The organism is Pseudomonas sp. T1.Ur (assembly GCF_023516725.1).
In the GTDB taxonomy this organism is placed as follows: Bacteria; Pseudomonadota; Gammaproteobacteria; order Pseudomonadales; family Pseudomonadaceae; genus Aquipseudomonas; species Aquipseudomonas alvandae.
Genome location: NZ_JAMGSN010000001.1, coordinates 4,143,751 through 4,166,568, shown reverse-complemented (window position 1 = coordinate 4,166,568; position 22,818 = coordinate 4,143,751). Strand labels below are relative to the sequence as shown.

General features: G+C 60.5%; 21 protein-coding genes. 5 read left to right on the top strand and 16 right to left on the bottom strand.

Going from position 1 to position 22,818, the window contains the following annotated elements:
- Nucleotides 1-9 precede the first annotated feature (9 nt).
- The 3 genes from gcvH to M8Q45_RS18600 form a co-directional block, all read right to left on the bottom strand.
- Nucleotides 10-393 carry a glycine cleavage system protein GcvH gene (gene gcvH / locus M8Q45_RS18610; protein ID WP_181288660.1) on the bottom strand — a complete coding sequence of 128 codons (384 nt, stop codon included), beginning with the start codon at nucleotides 391-393 and terminating at the stop codon, nucleotides 10-12.
- A 432-nt stretch (nucleotides 394-825) separates the two neighbouring features.
- Entirely contained in the window at nucleotides 826-2,334 is a 1,509-nt protein-coding gene (gene gcsR, locus M8Q45_RS18605; RefSeq protein WP_217861379.1) for a transcriptional regulator GcsR, read from the bottom strand.
- Nucleotides 2,335-2,543: 209 nt separating this feature from the next.
- Nucleotides 2,544-3,449, bottom strand: a complete 906-nt coding sequence (locus M8Q45_RS18600) for a LysR family transcriptional regulator (protein ID WP_249875903.1) — start codon at nucleotides 3,447-3,449, stop codon at nucleotides 2,544-2,546.
- A gap of 112 nt (nucleotides 3,450-3,561) precedes the next feature.
- Here M8Q45_RS18600 and M8Q45_RS18595 point away from each other — a divergent pair, with 112 nt between their 5' ends.
- Both M8Q45_RS18595 and M8Q45_RS18590 read left to right on the top strand, forming a co-directional pair.
- Nucleotides 3,562-4,440 carry an MBL fold metallo-hydrolase gene (locus M8Q45_RS18595; protein WP_249875902.1) on the top strand — a complete coding sequence of 293 codons (879 nt, stop codon included), beginning with the start codon at nucleotides 3,562-3,564 and terminating at the stop codon, nucleotides 4,438-4,440.
- Between the two features lie 278 nt (nucleotides 4,441-4,718).
- Entirely contained in the window at nucleotides 4,719-5,333 is a 615-nt protein-coding gene (locus tag M8Q45_RS18590; protein WP_249875901.1) for an NAD(P)-dependent oxidoreductase, read from the top strand.
- Between the two features lie 189 nt (nucleotides 5,334-5,522).
- Here M8Q45_RS18590 and M8Q45_RS18585 read toward each other — a convergent pair whose 3' ends face one another.
- The 11 genes from M8Q45_RS18585 to M8Q45_RS18535 form a co-directional block, all read right to left on the bottom strand.
- Nucleotides 5,523-5,852 (bottom strand): GlpM family protein, encoded by a 330-nt coding sequence (locus M8Q45_RS18585; protein ID WP_170862026.1) that lies wholly within the window; start codon nucleotides 5,850-5,852, stop codon nucleotides 5,523-5,525.
- 27 nt (nucleotides 5,853-5,879) lie between these two features.
- The gene (gene aauR, locus M8Q45_RS18580) at nucleotides 5,880-7,208 is read right to left on the bottom strand and encodes a two-component response regulator AauR (protein ID WP_283939057.1); all 1,329 of its coding nucleotides are present in this window, start codon (nucleotides 7,206-7,208) and stop codon (nucleotides 5,880-5,882) included.
- Complete coding sequence (aauS, locus tag M8Q45_RS18575; protein WP_249875900.1) at nucleotides 7,205-9,106, bottom strand: two-component sensor histidine kinase AauS; 1,902 nt, start codon at nucleotides 9,104-9,106, stop codon at nucleotides 7,205-7,207. The genes aauR and aauS overlap by 4 nt, the downstream gene beginning before the upstream one ends.
- A 237-nt stretch (nucleotides 9,107-9,343) precedes the next feature.
- Nucleotides 9,344-10,078 (bottom strand): amino acid ABC transporter ATP-binding protein, encoded by a 735-nt coding sequence (locus tag M8Q45_RS18570; RefSeq protein WP_018614195.1) that lies wholly within the window; start codon nucleotides 10,076-10,078, stop codon nucleotides 9,344-9,346.
- Nucleotides 10,075-10,746 (bottom strand): amino acid ABC transporter permease, encoded by a 672-nt coding sequence (locus M8Q45_RS18565; protein WP_249875899.1) that lies wholly within the window; start codon nucleotides 10,744-10,746, stop codon nucleotides 10,075-10,077. Before M8Q45_RS18565 ends, M8Q45_RS18570 begins: the two co-directional genes overlap by 4 nt.
- On the bottom strand, nucleotides 10,746-11,492 hold the full coding sequence (locus M8Q45_RS18560; RefSeq protein WP_249875898.1) for an amino acid ABC transporter permease: 747 nt from the start codon (nucleotides 11,490-11,492) through the stop codon (nucleotides 10,746-10,748). Before M8Q45_RS18560 ends, M8Q45_RS18565 begins: the two co-directional genes overlap by 1 nt.
- A gap of 190 nt (nucleotides 11,493-11,682) precedes the next feature.
- Nucleotides 11,683-12,597, bottom strand: coding sequence for a glutamate/aspartate ABC transporter substrate-binding protein (locus tag M8Q45_RS18555; protein ID WP_249875897.1), 915 nt, complete (start codon nucleotides 12,595-12,597; stop codon nucleotides 11,683-11,685).
- A 446-nt stretch (nucleotides 12,598-13,043) separates the two neighbouring features.
- Nucleotides 13,044-14,582: a glycerol-3-phosphate dehydrogenase gene (gene glpD / locus M8Q45_RS18550; protein WP_249875896.1), complete on the bottom strand. Its 1,539-nt coding sequence runs from the start codon at nucleotides 14,580-14,582 to the stop codon at nucleotides 13,044-13,046.
- Between the two features lie 351 nt (nucleotides 14,583-14,933).
- Nucleotides 14,934-15,689 (bottom strand): DeoR/GlpR family transcriptional regulator, encoded by a 756-nt coding sequence (locus tag M8Q45_RS18545; protein WP_003204973.1) that lies wholly within the window; start codon nucleotides 15,687-15,689, stop codon nucleotides 14,934-14,936.
- 85 nt (nucleotides 15,690-15,774) lie between these two features.
- Nucleotides 15,775-17,280 carry a glycerol kinase GlpK gene (gene glpK, locus M8Q45_RS18540; protein WP_249875895.1) on the bottom strand — a complete coding sequence of 502 codons (1,506 nt, stop codon included), beginning with the start codon at nucleotides 17,278-17,280 and terminating at the stop codon, nucleotides 15,775-15,777.
- Between the two features lie 75 nt (nucleotides 17,281-17,355).
- Entirely contained in the window at nucleotides 17,356-18,207 is an 852-nt protein-coding gene (locus M8Q45_RS18535; RefSeq protein WP_249875894.1) for an MIP/aquaporin family protein, read from the bottom strand.
- 315 nt (nucleotides 18,208-18,522) lie between these two features.
- Here M8Q45_RS18535 and ybaK point away from each other — a divergent pair, with 315 nt between their 5' ends.
- Both ybaK and M8Q45_RS18525 read left to right on the top strand, forming a co-directional pair.
- Nucleotides 18,523-18,993 carry a Cys-tRNA(Pro) deacylase gene (ybaK, locus tag M8Q45_RS18530; RefSeq protein WP_249875893.1) on the top strand — a complete coding sequence of 157 codons (471 nt, stop codon included), beginning with the start codon at nucleotides 18,523-18,525 and terminating at the stop codon, nucleotides 18,991-18,993.
- A gap of 184 nt (nucleotides 18,994-19,177) precedes the next feature.
- On the top strand, nucleotides 19,178-19,960 hold the full coding sequence (locus M8Q45_RS18525; protein ID WP_249875892.1) for a PhzF family phenazine biosynthesis protein: 783 nt from the start codon (nucleotides 19,178-19,180) through the stop codon (nucleotides 19,958-19,960).
- A 106-nt stretch (nucleotides 19,961-20,066) separates the two neighbouring features.
- Here M8Q45_RS18525 and M8Q45_RS18520 read toward each other — a convergent pair whose 3' ends face one another.
- Nucleotides 20,067-21,173, bottom strand: a complete 1,107-nt coding sequence (locus M8Q45_RS18520; RefSeq protein ID WP_249875891.1) for an ABC transporter ATP-binding protein — start codon at nucleotides 21,171-21,173, stop codon at nucleotides 20,067-20,069.
- Nucleotides 21,170-22,090, bottom strand: a complete 921-nt coding sequence (gene argF, locus M8Q45_RS18515) for an ornithine carbamoyltransferase (protein ID WP_249875890.1) — start codon at nucleotides 22,088-22,090, stop codon at nucleotides 21,170-21,172. The genes M8Q45_RS18520 and argF overlap by 4 nt, the downstream gene beginning before the upstream one ends.
- A 402-nt stretch (nucleotides 22,091-22,492) precedes the next feature.
- Between argF and plzR the strand changes: the two genes are divergently transcribed.
- On the top strand, nucleotides 22,493-22,780 hold the full coding sequence (plzR, locus tag M8Q45_RS18510; RefSeq protein WP_249875889.1) for a PlzR type 4 pili assembly inhibitor: 288 nt from the start codon (nucleotides 22,493-22,495) through the stop codon (nucleotides 22,778-22,780).
- Nucleotides 22,781-22,818 lie beyond the last annotated feature (38 nt).

Here is a 22,818-nt window from a genome sequence, read left to right as displayed (position 1 = left end):
GTGCGCTCCTCAGGCTTCGGCGTTGGCTTTGATCAGGCGGTCGTAGGCGTCTTGATCCAACAGCTTAGCCACTGCGTCGGCGTCGGTCGGTTTAAAACGGAAGAACCAGCCTTCGCCCATCGGGTCCTCGTTGACCAGTTCCGGGCTGCCGTCGAGTTTGTCGTTCACTTCCAGCACTTCACCGTCCAGTGGCATGTACACGCCGCTGGCGGCCTTGACCGATTCCACGGTGGAGGCTTCGGCGCCTTTTTCGTAGGACTGCAATTCAGGCAGTTGCACAAAAACCACGTCGCCCAACGCGTTCTGCGCAAATGCGGTAATGCCTACGGTGACGGTGCCGTCGGCTTCGGCGCGCAGCCATTCGTGATCTTCAGTAAAACGCAACTCGCTCATGGAAACTCCTGGGGCCAGATTTCGTCTGGTGGACGCGAAGAAGGCGCGGGGCTTGGCCCGGCCGAATGGCTATACCCTTAGCAAGAACGTGGCCAATGTTTAAAAGTCTTTGTTTATCAATGGAATGGCGGTTTTTTCAAGGCGCTCGGTATTTCAAGCTGTAGCGAAATCGCTACAGCTTGAAGGCTGGAAAAAATCGTTGTGGGATCAAAGCCTTGCACAGTGCCGGTTAGCGCCGGGTGTAGCGATATCGTTCCGCTGTAGCGCTTTCAGTACAGGTGGAGGTCGTGTTTAGATGCGATTTCTTCGACCACAACCCATAACCCTGTGGGAGCGAGCTTGCTCGCGATGACGGTAGCCCAGTCAGCCATAGGGTGACTGACACACCGCCATCGCGAGCAAGCTCGCTCCCACAGAGGAATTGCGGCGGGCTTACGGCTTGTTGGAGATGCCGTACTTGCGCAACCGATGGGCAATCGCCGTATGAGAGGTTTGCAGTCGGCTGGCGAGCTGGCGGGTGGAAGGGTAGTTGGCGTAGAGACTTTCGAGCAGGTGCTTCTCGAAGTTCTCGACGGCCTGCTCCAGGCTCTCGACCTCCACATCGCCCTGGCGCGCCACGGAGGTGCCGGCGATGTCCAGGTCGCCGATGTCCACCAGGCTGCTCTCACAGATGGCGGCGGCGCGGAAGATCACGTTCTGCAATTGCCGCACGTTGCCTGGCCAGCGGTTGCCCAGCAACGCCGGGTAAGTGCCGGGCGCCAGGCGGCAGACCGGGCGCTGGATCTGTGCGCAGGCCTGCTGCATGAAATAACGCGCCAGCAGCAGGATGTCCTGGCCACGTTCACGCAGCGGCGGGACTTCGACGTTGAGCACGTTCAGGCGATAGAACAGGTCTTCGCGGAACGAGCCTTCGCTGACCATCTTCTCCAGGTTGCGGTGGGTGGCGCTGAGAATCCGCACGTTGACCTTGATCTCTCGGTCGCCACCGACCCGGCGGAAGCTGCCATCGTTCAAGAAGCGCAGCAGCTTGGCTTGCAGATACGGCGACATCTCGCCGATTTCATCGAGGAACACGGTGCCCTGGTTCGCCAGTTCCATCAGCCCCGGCTTGCCACCGCGCTGGGCTCCGGTGAAGGCGCCGGGGGCGTAGCCGAACAGTTCGCTTTCGGCCAGGTTCTCCGGCAATGCCGCGCAGTTCAAGGCTAAAAACGGTGCGCCGTGACGGGCGCTGATGGCGTGGCAAGCGCGGGCGACCAGTTCCTTGCCGGTGCCGGTCTCGCCCTGGATCAGCAACGGCGCGTCCAGCGCCGCGACCCGTTGCGCCCGGGCCTTGAGGGTGCGGATCGCCGGGGATTCGCCCAGCAATGCGTCAAAGCCTTCGGCGTGATCATGGTGCAACGCCGACAGGCGTTCACCGATGCGGTTCGGCTGGTAGAGCGTCAGCAGCGCGCCGGCATCGGTGATGGGGGTGGCGTCCAACAACAAGGTCTGGCCGTTGAGGGTGATTTCCCGCAGCGGCAAGCGAAAACCGTTCTCCAGCAGGGCGTCCAGCAGCGCGGCGTCGCCGAACAGCTCGGCCACGCTTTGCCCGGCCGGTTCGCGCCCGTACAGGGCGATCAGCGCCGGGTTGGCCAGCAGCACCTTGCCGGCACTGTCCAGGGCCAGCACCGGGTCGGTCATCGCCGCGAGCAAGGCATCGAGCTGCAAGTGCCGACGCTGGCCCGGCAGGATGTCCACCACGGTGACCGACTCCACGCCGCGCACACTGAACAGTGCCTCGCGCAATTCGTCGAGCACCTGTGGGCTGAGGGTCGGGGCGTCGATGTAGACGTTGGGCGGCACCATCTCCACCGCATCCAGATTGAGATTGCGCCCACCGAGCAAGGCCAGGACTTCCTGGGTGATGCCGACGCGGTCGATGAAGCTGACGTGGATACGCATGGGGCGGTTCTGGGTTCTTGCGTGCGGAGGGTGGCCAGTATGCCTTGGGGCGGGCTATTGGTGAAATCCCGGCGCAGCCTTGAGGCTGTACAGAGATCCCCTGTGGGAGCGAGCTTGCTCGCGATGGCTGAGTGTCAGCCACCCTTTTATTGACTGATACACCGCTATCGCGAGCAAGCTCGCTCCCACAAAGGTTCCCGCAGAGGTAGCTACAACCCTACATCCCACTCCGGCGTCTCGGGAAACCTGAGCACCAGGAAGTCCAGCAGGCTGCGCAGCGCCGAGGGCATGTGCTTGCGTGAGGCGTACACCGCGTACATGTTCATCCGGCGCGGTTCGGCGTGGGCGAGCAGGCGTACCAGTTCGCCGCTCTGGATATGAGGACCGGCCTGGTAGCTCGGCAGCATCGCCACGCCCGCGCCGGCTATCGTTGCCTGGAGCAAGGTGCTGGCTTCGTTGGCGCTGATGTTGCCTTGCACCGGCACCGAGACCTGTTCGCCGTCCTGCTCGAAATGCCACAGGCTCTTGCCGACGTAGGAATGGGTCAGGCAGTTGTGCCGGCTCAGGTCTTCCACTCGCTGCGGTGTCGAGTGTTCCCACAGATAACGCGGGGCGGCGCAGATGACTGAGCGGCAGACTGTGAGGCGCCGGGCAATCAGGTTCGGGTCGAGGTCGTTGCTCATGCGGATCGCCAGGTCGATGCGTTCGTCCACCAGGTTGACGGTGCGGTCGAGCATTTGCAGGTCAACGCTCACGCCTGGGTAGCGCTGGACGTATTCGGCCATCGCGCTCGCCAGTTGGGCCTGGCCGAACGAGGTGCTGGCGCTGATGCGCAGCATGCCCCGCGGCGCGTCTTCCGGCGTGCTGACGGCTGCTTGCATGTCGCCGGACAGCTCCAGCATCTGTCGGCAGCGCGGCAGGACCTCCGAGCCAGCGGCCGTCAGACTCAGCTTGCGCGTGGTGCGATGCATCAATCGGGCGCCGACCCAATCCTCCAATTCGGCCAAATAGCGCGACACCACCGGTCGCGACAGGTCCAGATGTTCGGCCGCCGCCGATTGGCTGCCCAGGTCCACCACGGTGACGAACACCTGCATTGCTTGTAGACGATCCATGATTTGCCCGATTTCAGAAACAAACTATGTTCCAGCATCGCATTTTTTGTAATGAGTTTGGCAACTAAGCTCTGTTCATTCCCTTGCGGGCCTTTGCACGACGGAGCACCTCATGACCGGTTTCACCCCCATCAAACGTTTGTTGCTGGCGACCGCGGCGCTGGCCTTCACGGCTCAGGCCTGGGCCGCCGACTTGACGCTGGATGCCTATAACCCCGGCGCGGCCGCAATCTTCCCGGTGACGTCGGTATTGGTCAGCGGTGAAAAGGAAGCGATCCTTGTCGACGCGCAGTTCGGCAAATCCCAAGCCGAACAGGTCGTCGAAAAAATCCGCGCCAGTGGCAAGCGGTTGACCACGATCTACATCAGCCATGGCGACCCCGACTACTATTTCGGCCTGGAAACCCTGGTGGCCGCTTTCCCTGAAGCCAACGTCCTTGCTTCCGCGCCGACCGTGGAGCACATCAAGGCCACTGCCGACGGCAAGTTGAAATATTGGGGGCCGATCCTGAAGAGCGATGCGCCGTCCAAGACCTTCGTGCCCCAAGTGCTCAAGGGCGACAGCCTGACGCTGGAAGGCAAGCGCTTGCAGATCGTCGGCCTCGAGGGTCCGCAGCCAGACCGCAGTTTCGTGTGGATTCCATCGATCAAGGCCGTGGTCGGGGGCGTGGTCGTGGCGGAGAACATTCATGTCTGGATGGCTGATACCCAGACGCCTAAGTCCCACAAGGATTGGCTGGCGACGCTGGATAACATTGAAAAGCTGCAACCGGCCACTGTGATTCCCGGCCATTTCCTGGGCGAAAGTGCCCGCTCCCTGGCGCCGGTGCGCTTTACTGCCGGTTACATCAAGGCCTTCGACGAAGAAACCGCCAAGGCCAAGGATTCCGCCGCGCTGATCGCCACCATGAAACTACGCTATCCGGACCTGGGGGAAGACAGTTCCCTGGCGCTCAGCGCCAAGGTGGCGAAGGGCGAGATGAAGTGGTGAAACACGAACGTTGATCTGAACGCTTTTGTGGCAAGGGAGCTTGCTCCCGCTGGGCTCCGTAGGAGCTGGCGAAGCCTGCGATCTTTTGATCTTTCGATCTTTCGATCTTTTGATCTTTTGATCTTTCGATCTTTCGCTTAAGACTCAATTGGCCGTGAAAGGATCGCAGCCTCGCTTCGCTCGGCAGCTCCTACACAGTTCCTACAGACCCAGCGGGAGCAAGCTCCCTCGACACAACAGCATGTATTTCTGACATCGCTAATTTACTGGAGAATCACATGAGCAAAATCGCAATCATCGGCGCCACTGGCCGCGCGGGTAGCCAGTTGTTGGAAGAGGCCCTGCGCCGTGGTCACAGTGTGACGGCCATTGCCCGCAACACCGCAAAAATCGGCGAGCGGGCCGGGGTGGTCAGCAAGCAATTGGATGTACTGGACAGCGAGGCATTGACCGCCGCTGTCGCCGACCATGACGTGGTCATCAGCGCCGCGCATTTTGCCACCGTACCGGCCGACAAGATCATCGCCCCTATGAAGGCCGCCGGGGTCAAGCGCTTGCTGGTGGTCGGCGGCGCCGGGTCGTTGCTGCTGCCGGACAACAGCCGTGTGATCGACAGCGATGGCTTCCCTGAGGAATACCTGGCCGAAGCGTCGGCCGGTGCCTTGTTCCTGGATGTGTTGCGCAACGAACAGGACCTCGATTGGACCTTCCTTTCGCCTTCGGCGGAGTTCGTCGAAACCGAGCGCACCGGCCAGTTCCGGGTCGGCAAGGACCACCTGTTGTTCGATCAGGGCGGGCGCAGTTGGATCAGCTTTGCCGACTACGCCATTGCAATGATCGACGAGGTCGAGACACCGCAGTTTTCGCGGACGCGGTTTACCGTCGGCTACTGATCCAGCATGACCTGCACGACCTGCACGACCTGCACGACTTGCACGGCCCTGTAGGAGCTGCCGAGCGAAGCGAGGCTGCGATCTTGTCCTGGCAATTGAGTCGCGAGCGAAAGATCAAAATCAAAAAATCCTCCGAACGCGGCCCGAGCCTTCGGCAGCTCCTACCGGGGGATGTGCGTCGCCGCAGGCTCAGCCGTGGACTCTCACCCAGACGCTGACCAGCACCGTCGCCGCCATCAGCCACGCCACGGCGGCGACGGCCAATGAGGCTTCGAGGCGCATCCGGTCGACCATCACGTATAGCGTTGCGAGATAGACGAAGTACGGAATGATCGACCACATGCCAAACACGATCGTGGTCTTCAGGTCGTCCACCGAGCGGCCCTTGCCGACGATGTAATGAGCGATCAGCGCGAAGGTCGGGAACAGGGGCACCAGCCCGGCAATGTAGTAATTCCTGGTCTTGGCCAGCATCGCCAGGATGACCACCACGGCTGCACCTAGCGCTGCCTTGAATATCAGATCCACAGGTTACCGTCCGGTTGATTAATGGCTCAGGCCATATTTTTTGACTTTGTCGAACAGCGTGGTCTTGGCCATGCCCAGTTCCTGGCTGGCCTGGGTCAGGTTTCCGCCGCTGCGTTGCAACGCGTCCACCAGCAGGTTGCGTTCGAAGGCCTCCACTGCTTCGGCGAAGGCCAGGCCCTGGCTGCCGGCGCTGGCACCGGAGCGCTTGAACGCTGGCAGGCCGAGGGCATAGCGTTCGGCGACGTTGCGCAGTTCGCGCACGTTGCCTGGCCAATCGTGGCTCATCAGGTTCGACAGGGTCTGGTTGTCCAGCTCCGGCACGGTACGGTCGAAGCGCAGGGAGGATTGGCGCAGGAAGTGTTCGAACAACTGCAGGATGTCCTCGCGCCGCTCGCGCAGGGGCGGCAGCTCAAGGGTTACCACGTTGAGCCGGTAATACAGGTCGCTGCGAAACTGTCCGGCCCGGCCCATTTCGTCGAGGTCGGACTTGGTCGCGGCGATCACCCGGCAATCCACGGCTACGCTCTGGTTCGAACCCAGGCGCTCGAGGGTGCGTTCCTGCAAAACACGCAATAGCTTGATCTGCAGGGGCAGGGGCATGCTTTCCACTTCATCGAGAAACAGCGTGCCGCCGTCGGCGTGTTCGATCTTGCCGATCCGACGTTTGCCGGCGCCGGTGAAGGCATTGGCCTCGTGGCCGAAGATCTCGCTTTCGAACAGGTTTTCCGGCAGGCCGCCGCAGTTCAGCGCGACGAACTGTTTGTCGTGGCGCCGGCTGAAGTCATGCAGGCAGCGGGCGACCAGTTCCTTGCCGGTACCGGTTTCGCCTTCGATCAGCACATTGGCCGAGGTGTCGGCAACGTTGGCAATCAACGCCCGCAGGTGTTGCATGGCCGGCGAGCGACCGATGATCCGGCCTTCGAGGGAATCGCGTTCGGCCAACTGCCGGCGCAACGATGACACTTCCCGGGCCAGGCCGCGCTGTTCAAGGGCTCGACGGGCGACGTCCACCAGGCGTTCGGGAGAGAACGGTTTCTCCATGAAGTCATAGGCGCCTTTCTGCATGGCGTCGACGGCCATGGAAATGTCGCCGTGACCTGTGATCAACACCACCGGCAGGCGGCTGTCCCGTGCCTTGAGGCGGGTGAGCAATTCCAGGCCATCGATGCCCGGCAAGCGGATGTCGCTGATGACGATACCGGCGAAATCGTCGCCGACTTGCTCCAGCGCCTCTTCGGCACTGCCCACGCCGATGCACGGAATGTCTTCCAGGCTCAAGGCCTGCTGGCAGCCCAGCAGGACATGGGGATCGTCCTCGACGATCAGTACGCTCAGGTCATTGTTCATAGCGGCTCGGCAGGTGAAAGGCTTACCAACGGCAAACTGAGGATGAACGTGGTTCCACCGCCATCCGGATGCTCGACGCCCAGGTGTCCGCCCGCGGCGGCGCACAGGCTCGCCGAAAGCGTCAGGCCCAGCCCCAGGCCTTGTTCGCCGGGTTTGGTGGTGAAAAACGGTTCGAAAAGATGCTTGCGGGCCTCCGGGTCGATGCCATGGCCATTGTCCCGTACCCGCAGGCGGTATTTGCCGTCGCTGGTCTTGCCTTCGAGCCATAGCGTCGGCTCGGGCTGGGCTTGCATGGCGTCCAGGGCGTTGCCGATCAGGTTCACCAGGATCTGCTCCAGGCGCGTCTGGTCGATCTGCACCTGGACGTCATCGAAACCGGAATGTATCTGGATCGCCCGGTTTTCCAAGCGTCCGCCCAGCAGTTGCAGCGCGGCTTCGATGGCCTTGCCCAGGCTTGCGCGGCCCTTGTCATCGCCGCGGCGGGCAAAGGCGCGCAGGCTGGCGGTGATGCGGCCCATGCGGTCGATCAATTCGTTGATGGTCTTGAGGTTGGCGCTGGCAACGTCCAGCTGACCACGTTCCAGGAAGCGCACGGTATTGCCTGACAGGGTGCGCAGGGCGGCCAGCGGCTGGTTGAGTTCATGGGCGATGCTGGTGGACATCTGGCCGATCGCTGCCAATTTACCGGCCTGCACCAGTTCGTCCTGGGCGTGGCGCAAGGTTTCCTCGGCCTGCCGCCGTTCACGGATCTGGCCCTTGAGCCGTTCATTGCTGGCCCGCAGGTCGGTGGTGCGTTCGGTAATCCGACGTTCGAGCTGGTTGTTCGCCTCTTGCAGCGCCTCGCGGGCGGCGAGGCGGGTGGCGATGACTTTGCGCCGCTCGTTCCAGGCGATCAACAGGAAGGCCACCAGGGCAAAGGCCACGGCCACCAGGATGCCTTGGTTGATCGCTTGGCGGCGCAGGTCGTCAAGCGGGGTCAGCAGGGTGAAATTCCACGGGGTGTCGCTCAACGGCCGGGTTTGCGAGAGATAGCTGGTGGCCTGCTGGTCATCCTCGATCTCGGTGTTGGCGGGGAAGGTCAGTTTCTCCATGCCCTCGGTGAGGTGTTCTCGTGCCAGGGGAATCAGCTCATTCAGCGGGAACCAATAATATTGCAGGCTGCGAGCCAGGCGTTCCTTGGTTTCGTCGCTCAGTGGGCGCACCGACTTGAGCCGTCGCGCCGGGTCGCTGGACAGGATGATGATGCCGTTTTCGTCGCTGACGAAGGCTTCCAGGCGGGCTCGCTGCCAGCGTTCCTCCATGGCTTCGAGGCGGACCTTGACCACGGCCACGCCGATGATCTTGCCTTGTTCCTCCAGGCCATGGGCCAGGTAGTAACCCGGTTCGCCATTGGTGCTGCCGATGCCATAGAAACGCCCTGGCTGGCCACGCACGGCGTTCTGGAAATAGGCACGGAAGGACAAGTCTTCACCCAGGTAACTGTCGACGTCGCGCCAGTTGCTGGTGGCCATGACCCGGCCGGTGGTGTCCATCACGTAGATGGCCCGGCTGCGGCTGCGCCGGTTGAGGCCTTCGAGGTATTCGTTGACGGTCTTGCGATGCTCGGGCGTCGGGTCGTCGAGCAGTTGCGAGACACTCGATTCAAGCTCCAGCAGGCTGGGCAGGTAGGTGTACTTGCTGATCTCGCTCTCGACCGCGCGGGCATGCAGTTCCAACTGGCGCTCGCCATTCTCGGCCAGGCCGCGAATGCCGTAGTGCTCGCTGATCCAGAAGCCGAGGTAGCCCAGGCCGACCATCAGGGCGATGATCAACGGCGGCAGGAACAGATGGCGGATCAGACGGGGCTTCACGGCGAGTGATGGCGGCGCGGCGCGATAAAGGGTGGGGTCGCATTTCATCACAGAAGCCTTGGGTCAACCAGTGTGGCGGCGGTCGTCCTTCGAGCGCGTTCCTGTGGCCAGAGCTTGTTTGCGCTCGGCTCTGTAGGCGCTGGCGAAGCCTGCGATCCTTTGATCTTTCACTTTGGATTCAAGTGTCAGGAAAAGATCGCAGCCTCGCTTCGCTCGACAGCTCCTACAGCGTCCAGTGGAAACAAGCTCTGGCCACAAGGATAAGCGCCTAGTAGAGGGCGACGCTTAGTGTTGCAGGATTTTCTCAAGGAAATGCTGCGCACGTTCGGAGCGGGCACTGATGTCGCCGAAGAACTCTTCTTTAGGGCAGTCTTCGATGATCTGGCCCTGGTCCATGAAGATCACCCGGTTCGCCACTTTGCGGGCGAAGCCCATTTCGTGGGTCACGCACATCATGGTCATGCCTTCGTGGGCCAGTTGCACCATCACGTCGAGCACTTCGTTGACCATTTCCGGGTCGAGGGCCGAGGTCGGTTCGTCGAACAGCATCACCACCGGGTCCATCGCCAGCGCCCGGGCAATCGCCACGCGCTGCTGCTGGCCGCCGGAGAGCTGGCCCGGGTGCTTGTGGGCATGGGCGGACAGGCCGACGCGCTCAAGCAGTTGCAGGCCTTTCTTGGTGGCTTCTTCCTTGCTGCGGCCCAGCACCTTGATCTGCGCGATGGTCAGGTTCTCGGTGATGGTCAGGTGCGGGAACAGCTCGAAATGCTGGAACACCATGCCCACGCGTGAGCGCAATTTCGGCAGGTTGGTCTTCGGGTCGGCGATGGACGTGCCATCGACCACGATGTCGCCTTTCTGGAACGGCTCCAGGGCGTTCACGCATTTGATCAACGTGGACTTGCCCGAACCCGACGGCCCGCACACCACCACAACCTCGCCCTTGCTGACCTCTGTGCTGCAATTGGTCAGTACCTGGAAGTCCCCATACCACTTGTTGATGTTCTTGATAGAGATCATACGGCGAACCTTTTTTGCAGACGCTTGACCAGCAGCGAGGCGGCAAAGCTGATTGTGAAGTACACGAGACCTGCGATGATCAGGAACTCATTGGAGCGGCCGATGATGTCGCCATTGGCCCGCGAAGCATTGAGGAAGTCCACCAGGCCGACCGTGTAGACCAGCGAGGTGTCCTGAAACAGGATGATGCTTTGTTGCAGCAACAGCGGGGTCATCTTGCGGAACGCCTGGGGCAGGATGATCAGGCGCATGACCTGGCCATAATTCATGCCCAGTGCCTGTGCCGCGCCCATCTGGCCCTTGGGGATCGACTGCACGCCGGCCCGGACGATTTCGCAGAAGTACGCCGCCTCGAACATCATGAACGCCACGACGCAGGAGCCGAACGCGCCGATGGGGGTGTCCTCGCCGGTGATCCAGCGCAGCACGAACGGCACCGCGAGGTAGAACCAGGTGATGACCAGCAGCAACGGGATCGAGCGGAAGTAGTTGACGTAGGCGCCAGCGATGTTCGAGATCAGCTTGTTGTGGGACAGGCGCATCAGCGCCAGGATCGTCCCGAGGATGATGCCGCCGACGACGCCCATGGCCATCAGCTTGAGGGTCATCACCATGCCGTTCCACAAGCCGGGAATGGCCGGGATGATGCCTGTGAAATCGAATTCCATTATTTACCCCCCACGGAGATCAGGCCGGGCACCGCGACTTTCTTCTCGACCAGGCGCATGAGCAGCATCAGGCTCATGTTCAGCGTGAAGTAGATCAGCGTCGCCAGGGTAAAGGCTTCGAACAGGTTGGCGGAGAACTCGGCGGTCTGCTTGGTCTGCGCGAGCAGCTCCATCAAGCCGATCAACGACGCCACGGAAGAATTCTTGAAGACGTTGAGGAACTCGGAGGTAAGCGGCGGAATGATGATCCGGTAGGCCTGGGGCAGCAGCACGTTCCAATAGATCTGCGGTAGCTTGAAGCCCATGGCACGGGCAGCGGATTCCTGGCCGCGTGGCAGCGCCTGGATGCCGGTGCGTACCTGTTCGCAGACCCGCGCGGCGGTGAACAGGCCCAGGCAGACGACAACGCTCAGGTAGGCCGAGGTGGTCGGGTTCAGGTCCTGCTTGTACCACTCCTGCATGTCGGCGGGCAGCAGGTCCGGCACCAGGAAGTACCAGATGAACAGCTGAACCAGCAGCGGCACGTTACGAAAGAGCTCCACGTAGCACGTCGCGATACCCGACACCAGCCGGTTCGGCACGGTGCGCATCACACCCAGGATCGAACCCAGCAGCAGGGCGATGATCCAGGCGACGACGGCGATGGCGATGGTCCAGCCCAGGCCGGCCACGTACCAGTCGAGGTAAGTCTCGCTGCCCACGCCGGTGGACTTGAAGAACACGCCCCAGTCCCAGTTGTAGTTCATTAGGGTCTCCCCTCAGATCGTTCGATGTACAAATACCTGCCTGGGGAAGCTCCGTTCCCGCCCGGCTTGGAGGCCAGGCACACGCAATCGGCTCGACAGCCACCGGTTCGAGTGTTTCCAGATTTGCCAGCAGGGAGTGACCATCCCCTGAAAGGGCAGGGCCCCTTCAGGAGATAAGGTTAGTCAGAAATCAGGATTTCTTTTCGTCAGCCGCTTTGTCGGTCGGGTTGGCGATCAGCTTCTTGAGTTCTTCGCTCATCGGGAAGTTGAGGTTCAGGCCTTTTGGCGGGATAGGTTGCATGAACCATTTTTCGTAGATCTTGTTGATCTCGCCCGAAGCGTAGGTGGCCTTGATGGCGTCATCCACGGCTTTTTTGAACGGCTCGTCGCCCTTGCGCATCATGCAGCCGTAGATTTCGTAGGACTGTGGCGTACCGGTGACGGCCCAGTCATCGGCCTTCTTGGCCTTGGCGGCTTCGCCGGCCAACAGGGCGTCGTCCATCATGAACGCGACGGCACGACCCGATTCCAGCATCTGGAAGGATTCGCCGTGGTCCTTGGCGGAGATCACGTTCATGCCCATCTGCTTGTCGGCGTTCATGGCCTTGAGGATGCGCTCGGACGTGGTGCCGGCGGTGGTCACGACATTCTTGCCCTTGAGGTCGTCGAAATCCTTGTACTTGGAATCTTTCTTGGACAGCAGCTTGGTGCCGATCTCGAAGATGCCAACGGAGAAGTCAACCTGCTGCTGACGCTCGACGTTGTTGGTGGTGGAACCGCATTCCAGGTCCACGGTGCCGTTCTGCACCAGCGGAATACGGGTTTGCGAGGTGACGAGGTTGTACTTGACCTGCAGGTTGGGCAGGTCCAGGTCTTTCTTGATGGCTTCGACGACTTTCAGCTGGATGTCATGGGAATAGCCGACCGGTTTGCCGGAAGCGTCCGCGATGTAGGAAAACGGAATGGAGGCGTCGCGGTGACCGAGCGTGATGACGCCGGACTCTTTGATCTTTTTCAGCGTGCCGGTCAGTTCGGCTGCGAAAACCGGAGTGCTGATCAGAGCGGCAGCAATGGCTGCGCCCAGGAGATGGGGAACGATGCGCATCGATGTTTCCTCGACATTGTTTTTTTTGTATTTGGCCGGTTCACCGGCCCTGAGTGCGTCGAATGCCTGGCAGCTCCTGTTGTGTTGGCGTAACAGGCGTTCGTCTCGAGGAGTGTAGAGCATGACTCGTGCCAAGCCAGTGGCTTGGTTATATCTAGCTGTTTTTAAAAGGAATTAATGTTTTGTTTCAGCTTTTTTAACCGTTGTTTATCCGGTTTGCCGAACTGACTGCCGGGTCGTGTTCGGAAAACCGAATGCCCTGAGATCGCTTTTGATCCTTGTGGGAGCGAGCTTGCTCGTGATAGCGGTGTGTCAGTCGCATAGATATTGAATGTGCTGGCCTCATCGCGAGCAAGCTCGCTCCCACCGGGTTCTGTGGTGGATTCCAGATAGCGAAAAGCCCCTGAATCGTGGGATTCAGGGGCTTTTGGTTTGGCGGGGTGCGGTTACGCCGCTTCGATCTTGCGGCGGTTGTGCTCGACCTTATCCAGGTACTGCTGGAGCTTCTGTTGTTCGGGGGCGGTGGTGAACAAGCCCAACTTGCTGCGGCGCCACAGGATGTCCTGGGCATCGACGGCCCATTCGTCGCTGCACAGGTAATCGACTTCCCGGGTGTAGAGGCCGGCGCCAATGTGTTCACCCATATCGGCCAGGCTGTGCACGCCTTCGAGCATGCGCCAGGTTCGGCTGCCATAGGTCGTGGCCCAGCGGCGGGCGATGTCGGTTGGCAGCCAGTCGAACTTGTCGCGGATCGCCGAGCACAGCGCCTGGGGCGTGGTCATGTTTTCACCACCGGGGAGGGCCTCGACGGCGGTCCAGCTTGGGCGCATCTGTGTGAAGTAAGGGGCCAGTTGCGCCATGGCCGATTCGGCCAGTTTGCGGTAGGTGGTCAGCTTGCCGCCGAACACCGACAGCAACGGCGCCTCTTCGCCGCTCCCGGAAAGTGCGAGGGTGTAGTCCCGGGTCACGGCGGAAGGGTTGTCGGACTCGTCGTTGCACAGCGGGCGGACGCCGGAATAACTGTGCAGGATATCCTCGCGGCTGAGCTGTTTCTTGAAGTGCGCATTGACCACTTTCAACAAGTAGTCGGTTTCGCCTTCGGTAATCGTCACCTTCGCCGGATCGCCCGTGTACTCGCGGTCAGTCGTGCCGATCAGGGTAAATTGGTTCAAGTAGGGAATGGTGAAGACGATGCGCTGGTCCTCGTTCTGGAGAATGTGCGCGTGCTCGCCTTCGTAGAGTTTCGGCACGATCAGGTGGCTGCCCTGGATCAGGCGGATGCCGTAGGGCGATTCCATCTTCAGGTCATCCCGAATGAACTTGGCCACCCACGGGCCGGCGGCGTTGACCAATGCCTTGGCGCGGATCGAAAACAGGCTGCCGTCGGCACGTTCCAGGTGCAAATGCCACAAGCCCTTGCTGCGGCGAGCGTTGATGCAACGGGTCCGGGTGTGGACATGCGCACCTTTCTCCCGGGCGGCCATGGCATTGAGCACCACCAGTCGTGCATCGTCTACCCAGCAATCCGAATATTCGAAGCCTTTGGTGATCTCGCTTTTCAAGGCGCTGTCGGCGCCGAACTTCAAGCTCTTGGAGCCGGCGAGTTGTTCACGCTTGCCCAGGTGATCGTAGAGAAACAAGCCGGCGCGAATCATCCAGGCCGGACGCAGGTGCGGGCGATGGGGCAGGACGAAGCGCATCTGCTTGACGATGTGCGGGGCCTTGGCCAGCAGTACTTCGCGTTCGGCCAGGGCTTCACGCACCAGGCGAAATTCATAATGTTCGAGATAGCGCAGGCCGCCATGAATCAGCTTGCTGCTGGCCGATGAAGTATGACTGGCAAGGTCGTCCTTTTCGCAAAGGAACGCCGAGAGACCGCGACCGGCAGCGTCCGCGGCAATCCCAACGCCATTGATCCCGCCGCCAATGACGGCGATGTCGTAGATCTCGGCGATAGGGGGCGTAGGCAAGGTGGAAGTGGGCATCGGCTGGCCTCGGGCTCTTTTCGAAATATTTGAATTCGAACATTTATGTTCATTTGCGAAAATACTAGCCCATAAGCACAGCCACAGCCAGTCGAATTCGATTGAAAATACTGATCGAACGCGGCTGAAAGGAAAATTTACGAACAAAAAGAGAATTGTGGAATGCTTCTGTGGCGAGGGAGCTTGCTCCCGTTGGGCTGCGTGTAGGAGCTGCCGAGTGCAACGAGGCTGCGATCTTTCCCAGGCGCTTGAATCACAAGCCAAGATCAAAGAATCGTCCGAACGCGGTCCGAGCCTTCGCCAGCTCTACAGAGCCGAGCGGGAGCAAGCTCCCTCGCCACAGCGGCTAAGTCAGACCACTTCCAGCCGAATCTTGTGCTGGCTCAGCAACTGCGCCAGGGCTGGCACCGGTTGCTGGTCGGTCACCAGGCAATCGATCAGGCTGATCGGGCCCAGGCGAACCATGGCGTTGCGCCCGAATTTGCTAGAGTCCGCCGCCAGCAATACCTGCCGGGCATTGGCGATGATGGCTTGGGATACCCGCACTTCCTGGTAGTCGAAGTCCAGCAGGCTGCCGTCTTCGTCGATCCCGCTGATGCCCACCAGGGCGAAGTCGACCTTGAACTGGTTGATGAAATCGACGGAGGCCTGGCCCACCACGCCGCCGTCGCGTCGTACGTTGCCGCCGGCGATCAGGACTTCGAAGTCGTCCTTGGCGCTGAGGATCGACGCCACGTGCAGGTTGTTGGTGATGACCTTGAGATGATTGTGATTGAGCAGCGCCCGAGCGATGGATTCGGTGGTGGTGCCGATGTTGATGAACAACGAGGCGTGGTCGGGAATCTGGGCGGCGATCGCCTCGGCGATGCGTTGTTTCTCATCGCGCATCTGATCGGCGCGCATGGCGTAGGCGGTGTTTTCCACGCTTGAATCATAGGCGGCGCCGCCGTGGTAGCGGCGCAGCAGGTTCACTTCCGCCAGTTGATTGATGTCGCGGCGAATGGTCTGTGGGGTAACGACGAATAATTGCGCCATTTCCTCGATGCTGACATAGCCGCGTTCGCGGACAAGCTCGAGGATTTGTTGCTGGCGGGGAGGCAGATTCATGGGGCTTCCTTTGGGCTGCCATACAAAATTTGCCCATGATGCCGCAGGAATCCCCTCCCGACCAGTTTCAGAGTTTTTTCGGGCCTTATTCAGCGTCTTCGTGAGGTTCCCAGTCGCGGGTGCGGCTGACGGCTTTTTTCCAGCCGGCGTAGAGTTTTTCCTTCGCTTGCTCATCCAGTTGCGGTTCGAATTCGCGCTCGATGACTGCCTTGCCGCGCAACTCTTCCAGGCTGCCCCAGAAACCGCACGCCAGGCCGGCCAGGTACGCAGCGCCAAGGGCCGTGGTTTCGCGCATCTTCGGGCGTTCGACGTGAGTGCCGAGGATATCGGCCTGGAATTGCATCAGGAAATTGTTGGCCACCGCGCCGCCATCCACGCGCAGGGATTTGAGGCGTTCGCCGGCGTCTTGCTGCATGGCGTCAAGCAAGTCGCGGGTCTGGTAGGCGATGGATTCCAGCGTGGCGCGAATGATGTGATCGACTCGCACGCCACGGGTCAGGCCGAACAGTGCGCCGCGGGCGTAGGGGTCCCAATACGGTGCGCCCAGGCCGGTAAAGGCCGGCACCAGGTAGACGCCGTTGCTGTCCTTGACCTTGTTGGCGAAGTATTCGGTGTCGAGGGCATCGTTGATGATTTTCAGCTCGTCGCGTAGCCATTGCACGGTGGAACCACCATTGAACACCGCGCCTTCCAGGGCGTAGGCCACTTCGCCGCGAGGGCCGCAGGCGATGGTGGTGAGCATGCCGTGGTTGGATTTGACGGCCTTGTTGCCGGTGTTCATCAACAAGAAGCAGCCGGTGCCGTAGGTGTTTTTCGCCTGGCCCGGCTCCACGCACATCTGGCCGAAGAGGGCGGCCTGCTGGTCGCCGGCAATGCCGCCGATGGCGATGCCACTTTTGGTCCGGCCGTAGATCTCGGAGGACGACTTGACTTCAGGCAGCATCTCCCGAGGGACGTTGAGGATGTCGAGCATCTTCGCGTCCCACTCCAGGGTGTGGATGTTGAAGAGCATGGTGCGCGAGGCGTTGGTGTAGTCGGTGACATGGACCTTGCCGCCGGTGAATTTCCAGATCAGCCAGCTATCCACGGTGCCGAACAGCAGTTCGCCATTGCGTGCGCGCTCACGGCTGCCCTCGACGTTGTCGAGAATCCATTTGAGCTTGGTGCCGGAGAAATACGGATCGGTGACCAGGCCGGTGGTTTCGCTGATGTATTGCTCGTGGCCGTCACGCTTGAGTTGCTGGCAGATTTCCGTGCTGCGTCGGCATTGCCAGACGATGGCGTTGTAGATCGGGCGCCCGGTGTTCTTGTCCCAGACCACGGTGGTTTCGCGCTGGTTGGTGATGCCGATGGCGGCGACCTGGTCGTGATGCAGGCCGGCCTGGGCCAACGCCTCTACCATGACTGCGCTCTGGGTGGCGAAGATCTCCATCGGATCATGTTCGACCCAGCCTGGCTGCGGGTAGTGCTGTACGAATTCCCGTTGGGCGGTACCGACCACGTTCGCGTCACGGTCGAAAATAATCGCACGTGAGCTGGTCGTGCCCTGGTCGAGGGCAATGATGTAGTTCTTATTCTCAATGTCGGTCATGTCGATTGCCTTGGGACGTAAATAAGGGATGGAGCCATGGCGCGCTGTAAGGGGCAGCGGCGCGCGCCCGTTGTGTCAAAACGTTCTGGGTTTGCCGTCAATGGCGGGTCCTGCATCCTTTTCCGTAGCCAAGGGGCTTGGCAAGTGGCGCGCGATCAAGCCGCGGTACGCGGCGGCGCCCAGGCATGCCCCGACAATCGGCGCAAAGACCGGCACCAGGAAGTACGGAATGTCGCGTCCGCCAGTGAGGGAAATTTCACCCCAGCCAGTAAGGAAAGTCATCAGTTTAGGACCGAAGTCTCGCGCTGGATTCATTGCGAAGCCCGTCAAGGGGCCCATCGAGCTGCCGATCACCGCGATCAACAGGCCGATCAACAGCGGTGCCAGCGGTCCGCGAGGCAAACCATTGTTGTCATCGGTGAGGGACATGATCACGCCCATCAGGATAGCGGTGATGATCACCTCCACCAGGAACGCCTGGCCAGTGGACAACGCGGAGTGAGGGTAGGTGGAGAACACCGAAGCCAGTTCGAGGCTCGCTTCTGTGCCACGAACCATATGACGGGACTGTTCGAAATCGAAGAACAGGTTGCTGTACAGCGTATAGACCAGCAGTGCGCCGCAAAAAGCGCCGGCCACTTGGCAAAGGATATAGAAGGGCAGTTTACGTTTTTCGAAGTCAGTGAAGAGGCTCAGGGCGATGCTGACGGCGGGGTTCAGGTGCGCGCCGGAAATGCCAGCGCTGAGGTAGATCGCCATGCTGACACCGACGCCCCAGATGATACTGATTTCCCATAGGCCAAAGCTGGCACCCGCGACCTTGAGCGCCGCAACGCAACCCGTGCCGAAGAATATCAGCAGGGCCGTCCCCAGGAATTCGGCCAGGCACTGGCTGGAGAGGGACGGTTGTTCTAAAGCAGTAGCCATTCAAACCTCAATTCTTTTTCTTGTCTTGCGCCGCCGATAAAGCTTGGTTGGGCGCTCTTCGCCAAAGGGCCTGATGTTCAGCCTGCCCTCGGAGTGTTTCTTGAGACACGTGTTTATGCTTTCAGTTTCGAAAAAATATAGACAAGAAACGCTGCTGTCAAAGGTCGAAAGTGAACCATTGGTCACATTAGGATTATTCGTAGCGTGAATGATTCTTTCGCGCTGGGCGTCTTGATAATGAAAGCAATGTCCCCGAAGCCTTTTGCCCGCTGATCGCATAGAATTTTGCCATTCGTTTCTCTTCAAGGAATGGTCATGACCCCTGCGTTGGATCTGCTTAAGAAAGTACGCGCTGAACATCGCATTCATAGCTACGAACATGATCCCAAGGCTGCGTCTTATGGCTTGGAGGCGGCGGAAAAGCTTGGATTGAACCCGGCGCAGGTGTTCAAGACCTTGCTGGCGGCCAGCGAAAAAGGCGAGCTGCTGGTGGCCGTGGTGCCAGTGGCGGGGAGCCTGGATCTGAAAGCACTGGCTCACGCTGCCGGGGTGAAGAAAGTCGAGATGGCCGATCCGTCCGCCGCACAGCGCTCGACCGGCTATTTGCTGGGAGGCATCAGCCCTTTGGGACAGAAAAAGCGCCTGCGCACGTTTATCGACAATTCCGCGCAGCCGCTCACCCATATGTTCGTCAGTGCGGGGAGGCGTGGCCTGGAAGTTGAATTGGCGCCTGCGGTATTGGCGGAGCATACCGGGGCGAAGTTTGCTGATATTGGACGTGCCTGACTGAAGGTGGGTAGCCGCTGCGCCACCCGGCAGGAGCAAGCGCCTCACAATGGAGGGAGTCTTCAAGGCTGAAAGGCTGTCGGATTTTTTATGCGCTGTAGGGCGAAAATTCTGCGGATCTGTCACTGGTTAAACGGTGCCATGGCCGGTCATGCTCGCGCATCAATAAAAAAGGAGAAGTGCCATGCAGCTTGCGTTTCATCAGGTCGATGCATTCAGTGACCGACCTTTTGGCGGTAACCCGGCCATGGTCTATCGGCTCGATGCCTGGCTCGCCGATGAGTTGATGCAGAAAATTGCCGCCGAACACAACCTGGCTGAAACCGCGTTCCTGGTACGAGAGAACCAGCAATGGCACATTCGTTGGTTCACCCCCACCACTGAAGTCCCGTTGTGTGGTCATGCCACGTTGGCCAGCGCCTACGTATTGTTCGAGGTCTATCAAGAAGCTTCGGAGCGACTGGATTTCATCTGTAAATCCGGCGCACTGAGCGTGACCCGCGAAGGTGATCGGCTGTGGTTGGATTTCCCGGCCATCGTGCCCGTTGAATTGGGCGCGTCACTGGCTGTCCAGAATGCCTTGGGCGTCGAGGCGGTGGACGTGCTGAGCTCGAACGAACTGTTCGTGGTGTTGGAATCGGAACAGGCTGTCCTTGAATGCAAGCCGGACATGGCAGCCCTGGCGAAACTGCCGTGGCCGGGCGCGATCGTTACCGCGCCGGGAAGCAAGCATGATTTTGTCTCGCGCTATTTTGCTCCGGCGATTGGCATCAACGAGGACCCGGTGACCGGATCGACCCATTGCAGCCTTATCCCCTACTGGTCCAAGCGCCTGAGCAAGCTGGGGCTGACGGCTTATCAATGCTCGGCCAGGGGCGGGGCGTTGTTTTGCCGGTTGGAAGGCGAGCGAGTGAAGATCGGCGGTAACGCGACGTTGGTGGCCAGCGGGACGCTGTCGCTGGGCTAATGCCCGATGCATCGGGTAGGAGCTGCCGAGCGAGGCGAGGCTGCGATCTTTTCCTGGCCCATTGAATCCAAACGGAAGATTAAAAGATCGCAGCCTTCGGCAGCTCCTACACAGTGCTGAACCGCCGCACACCACTCTCCGTCGATGGCAGGTGCGCCGCCGTGCTGCCCGAGGCCTGGAACAGCACCAAATGCTCGGCCGCCACGCGAATACCGACAGTGGCGCCGATCAGATGGTCGGCATGGCTCGGGAAAATCGATTCCAGTTGCGCGCCCGTCGGCAATTGCAGGCGATACAAGGTTGACGCGCCCTGGAAAGTCTTGCCGACGATAGTCGCCGTCAGCGGGCTGTCCGGCGCGTAGACGATGTCGTCAGGGCGCAGCAACACATCCACGGCACAGCCAACCGGCCAGGTGTAGGCCCGGTTCCCGCGCAGTGCGCCCAATTCTGTTTGCACCGATTCCGGGCTATCCAGCTGTCCCCGGATGAAATAGCCCTGGCCAATGAAACTGGCGACATAGGCCGTGAGCGGTTCGTGATACAGGTTGTAAGGCGTGTCCCACTGTTCCAGGCGACCTTCCCTGAATACGCCGACATGATCACTCACGGCAAAGGCTTCTTCCTGATCGTGGGTGACCAGGATCGCACTGGTACCCCGGGCCTTGAGAATGTCCCGGACCTCATGGCTGAGCTTGCGTCGCAGCTCGCCGTCAAGGTTGGAGAAGGGTTCGTCGAGCAACAGCAATTGCGGTTCGGGCGCCAATGCCCGGGCGAGTGCGACGCGTTGTTGCTGGCCTCCGGAGAGTTCATGGGGAAAGCGTTTACCCAGGTTCTTCAGGTTGACCAGCTCCAGCAGTTCGTCGACCACGCGGTCCTTTTCAGGGTGCTTGCGGATACCAAACGCCAGGTTCTCGGCGACGCTCAAATGCGGGAACAACGCATAATCCTGGAACACCATGCCGATGCGGCGTTTTTCCGGTGCCAGGGTAAAACCTGCGCGGGAGATGGTGTCCCCGGCCAATTGGATCTCACCTTCGTGTACGGGCTCGAACCCGGCGATAGCCCGCAAGGTCGTGGTCTTGCCGCATCCGGACGAGCCGAGCAGGCAGCCGATGTCGCCCGCATTGAGGTGCAGGTTGAGGTTTTGTACGACCCGCTGGTTCTGATAGCCGCAGGCGAGGTTTTGCAGGTTCAGCAGCAATGAATGGCTCATGCGTGGTGATACGCCGGCTCGACCAGGAATTCCAGCAGGGCTTTCTGCGCATGGAGACGGTTTTCCGCCTGGTCCCAGGCCACGGAGCGCGAGTCATCCAGCAAGTCGAGGCTGATCTCTTCGCCACGGTGGGCCGGCAGGCAATGCATGAACAGCACCTCGGCGTCCGCCAGGTCGAGCAGGGCACGATTGACCTGGAATGGCGCGAACAGCTTCAAGCGTTTGGCGGTTTCTTCTTCCTGGCCCATGGAGGTCCAGACATCGGTGCTTACCAAGTGCGCACCGGCGACGGCCTGTTTCGGGTCGCGCAGGATGGTCACCCGGTCACCGGCCCTGGCAACGAATTCCGGATTGGGCTCGTAGCCTTCAGGGCAGGCGATACGCAACTGGAAGTCGAATTGAATCGCCGCTTCTATATAGCTGTTGCACATGTTGTTGCCATCGCCGATCCACGCCACGGTCTTGCCCTGGATCGAGCCGCGATGCTCGAGGAACGTCTGCATGTCGGCCAGCAACTGGCAAGGATGCAAATCATCGGACAGGCCATTGATCACCGGCACGCGGGAATGGGCCGCGAACTGGGTCAGCGTGCTGTGGGCAAAGGTACGGATCATCACGGCGTCGAGCATGCTCGACATGACGATGGCGCAATCGCCAATGGGTTCGCCGCGCCCGAGCTGGGTGTCGCGGGGCGAGAGGAAGATCGCCTGGCCACCGAGCTGGATCATGCCGGCTTCAAATGAAATACGCGTGCGGGTCGATGACTTCTCGAAAATCATCCCCAGCACACGGTTTTTCAAGGGCTCGAACAGTACGCCGCGCTTACGCAGGTCCTTGAGCTCCACGCCTCGACGGATGACGCCGAGCAACTCTTCGGGCGTGAAATCCATCAGGGAGAGAAAGTGCCTTGCGCTCATGATTGACTACCTTTTTGTAACTGACCGCAGATGCTCAAAGCCTTGTTTAACGAAAAAACGGGCGAGACCTGCGGCAAAAGCCGCACGGGGCGACGAAAATAGGGGAAGGCGCGATATTGACATTAAATGTCGCGTCTTACCAATAGGGCTACGGTTTTAAGGGATTTCAGCGAAGCCATCACAGAGTTGCGATGGCATGGTCGAGGCCGGTTTCCTGACAGCAGCGGCCCATTTGTACACTGGCGTCGAGTCCCTTGGCAATCAAGCTGGGCGGGTGGCTGTCTGTCTGGCGAGCGATTGTGGAGGCCTGTCCCTGGCGCGCCTGTCCGTTGTCTGACGTGAAATATTTCCTAATGCAGGGGGCTGGGTTATAAATGAATCCCCAGATGCAGGAGCCCCGAAATGGATTTGAAAGAGCAACAACTGATGGAATTGCTGGGGCTGACGGCACGCTCCCTGACGCACCTCACCGCTTCGGTGACGTCCATGTCATTCGAATTGTTGCGCAGCGATGACGAAGTGACCAAGGCCGCTGGCCGGCGAATGATCGACCGCATGGCCACCATCAGCAGTGGGCTCGACGAACATTGGCGACTGATCGGCGAATTGACCGGGGTGCCCATCGCCCAGGAGCAGGTGGAGACCATCGAGGAAATCCAGTTGCTGGCGCCGCCGCCCGAACGGCCCTGACGCTGCTTCATCGGCGGGCCTGATGCCCGGCGATTCAC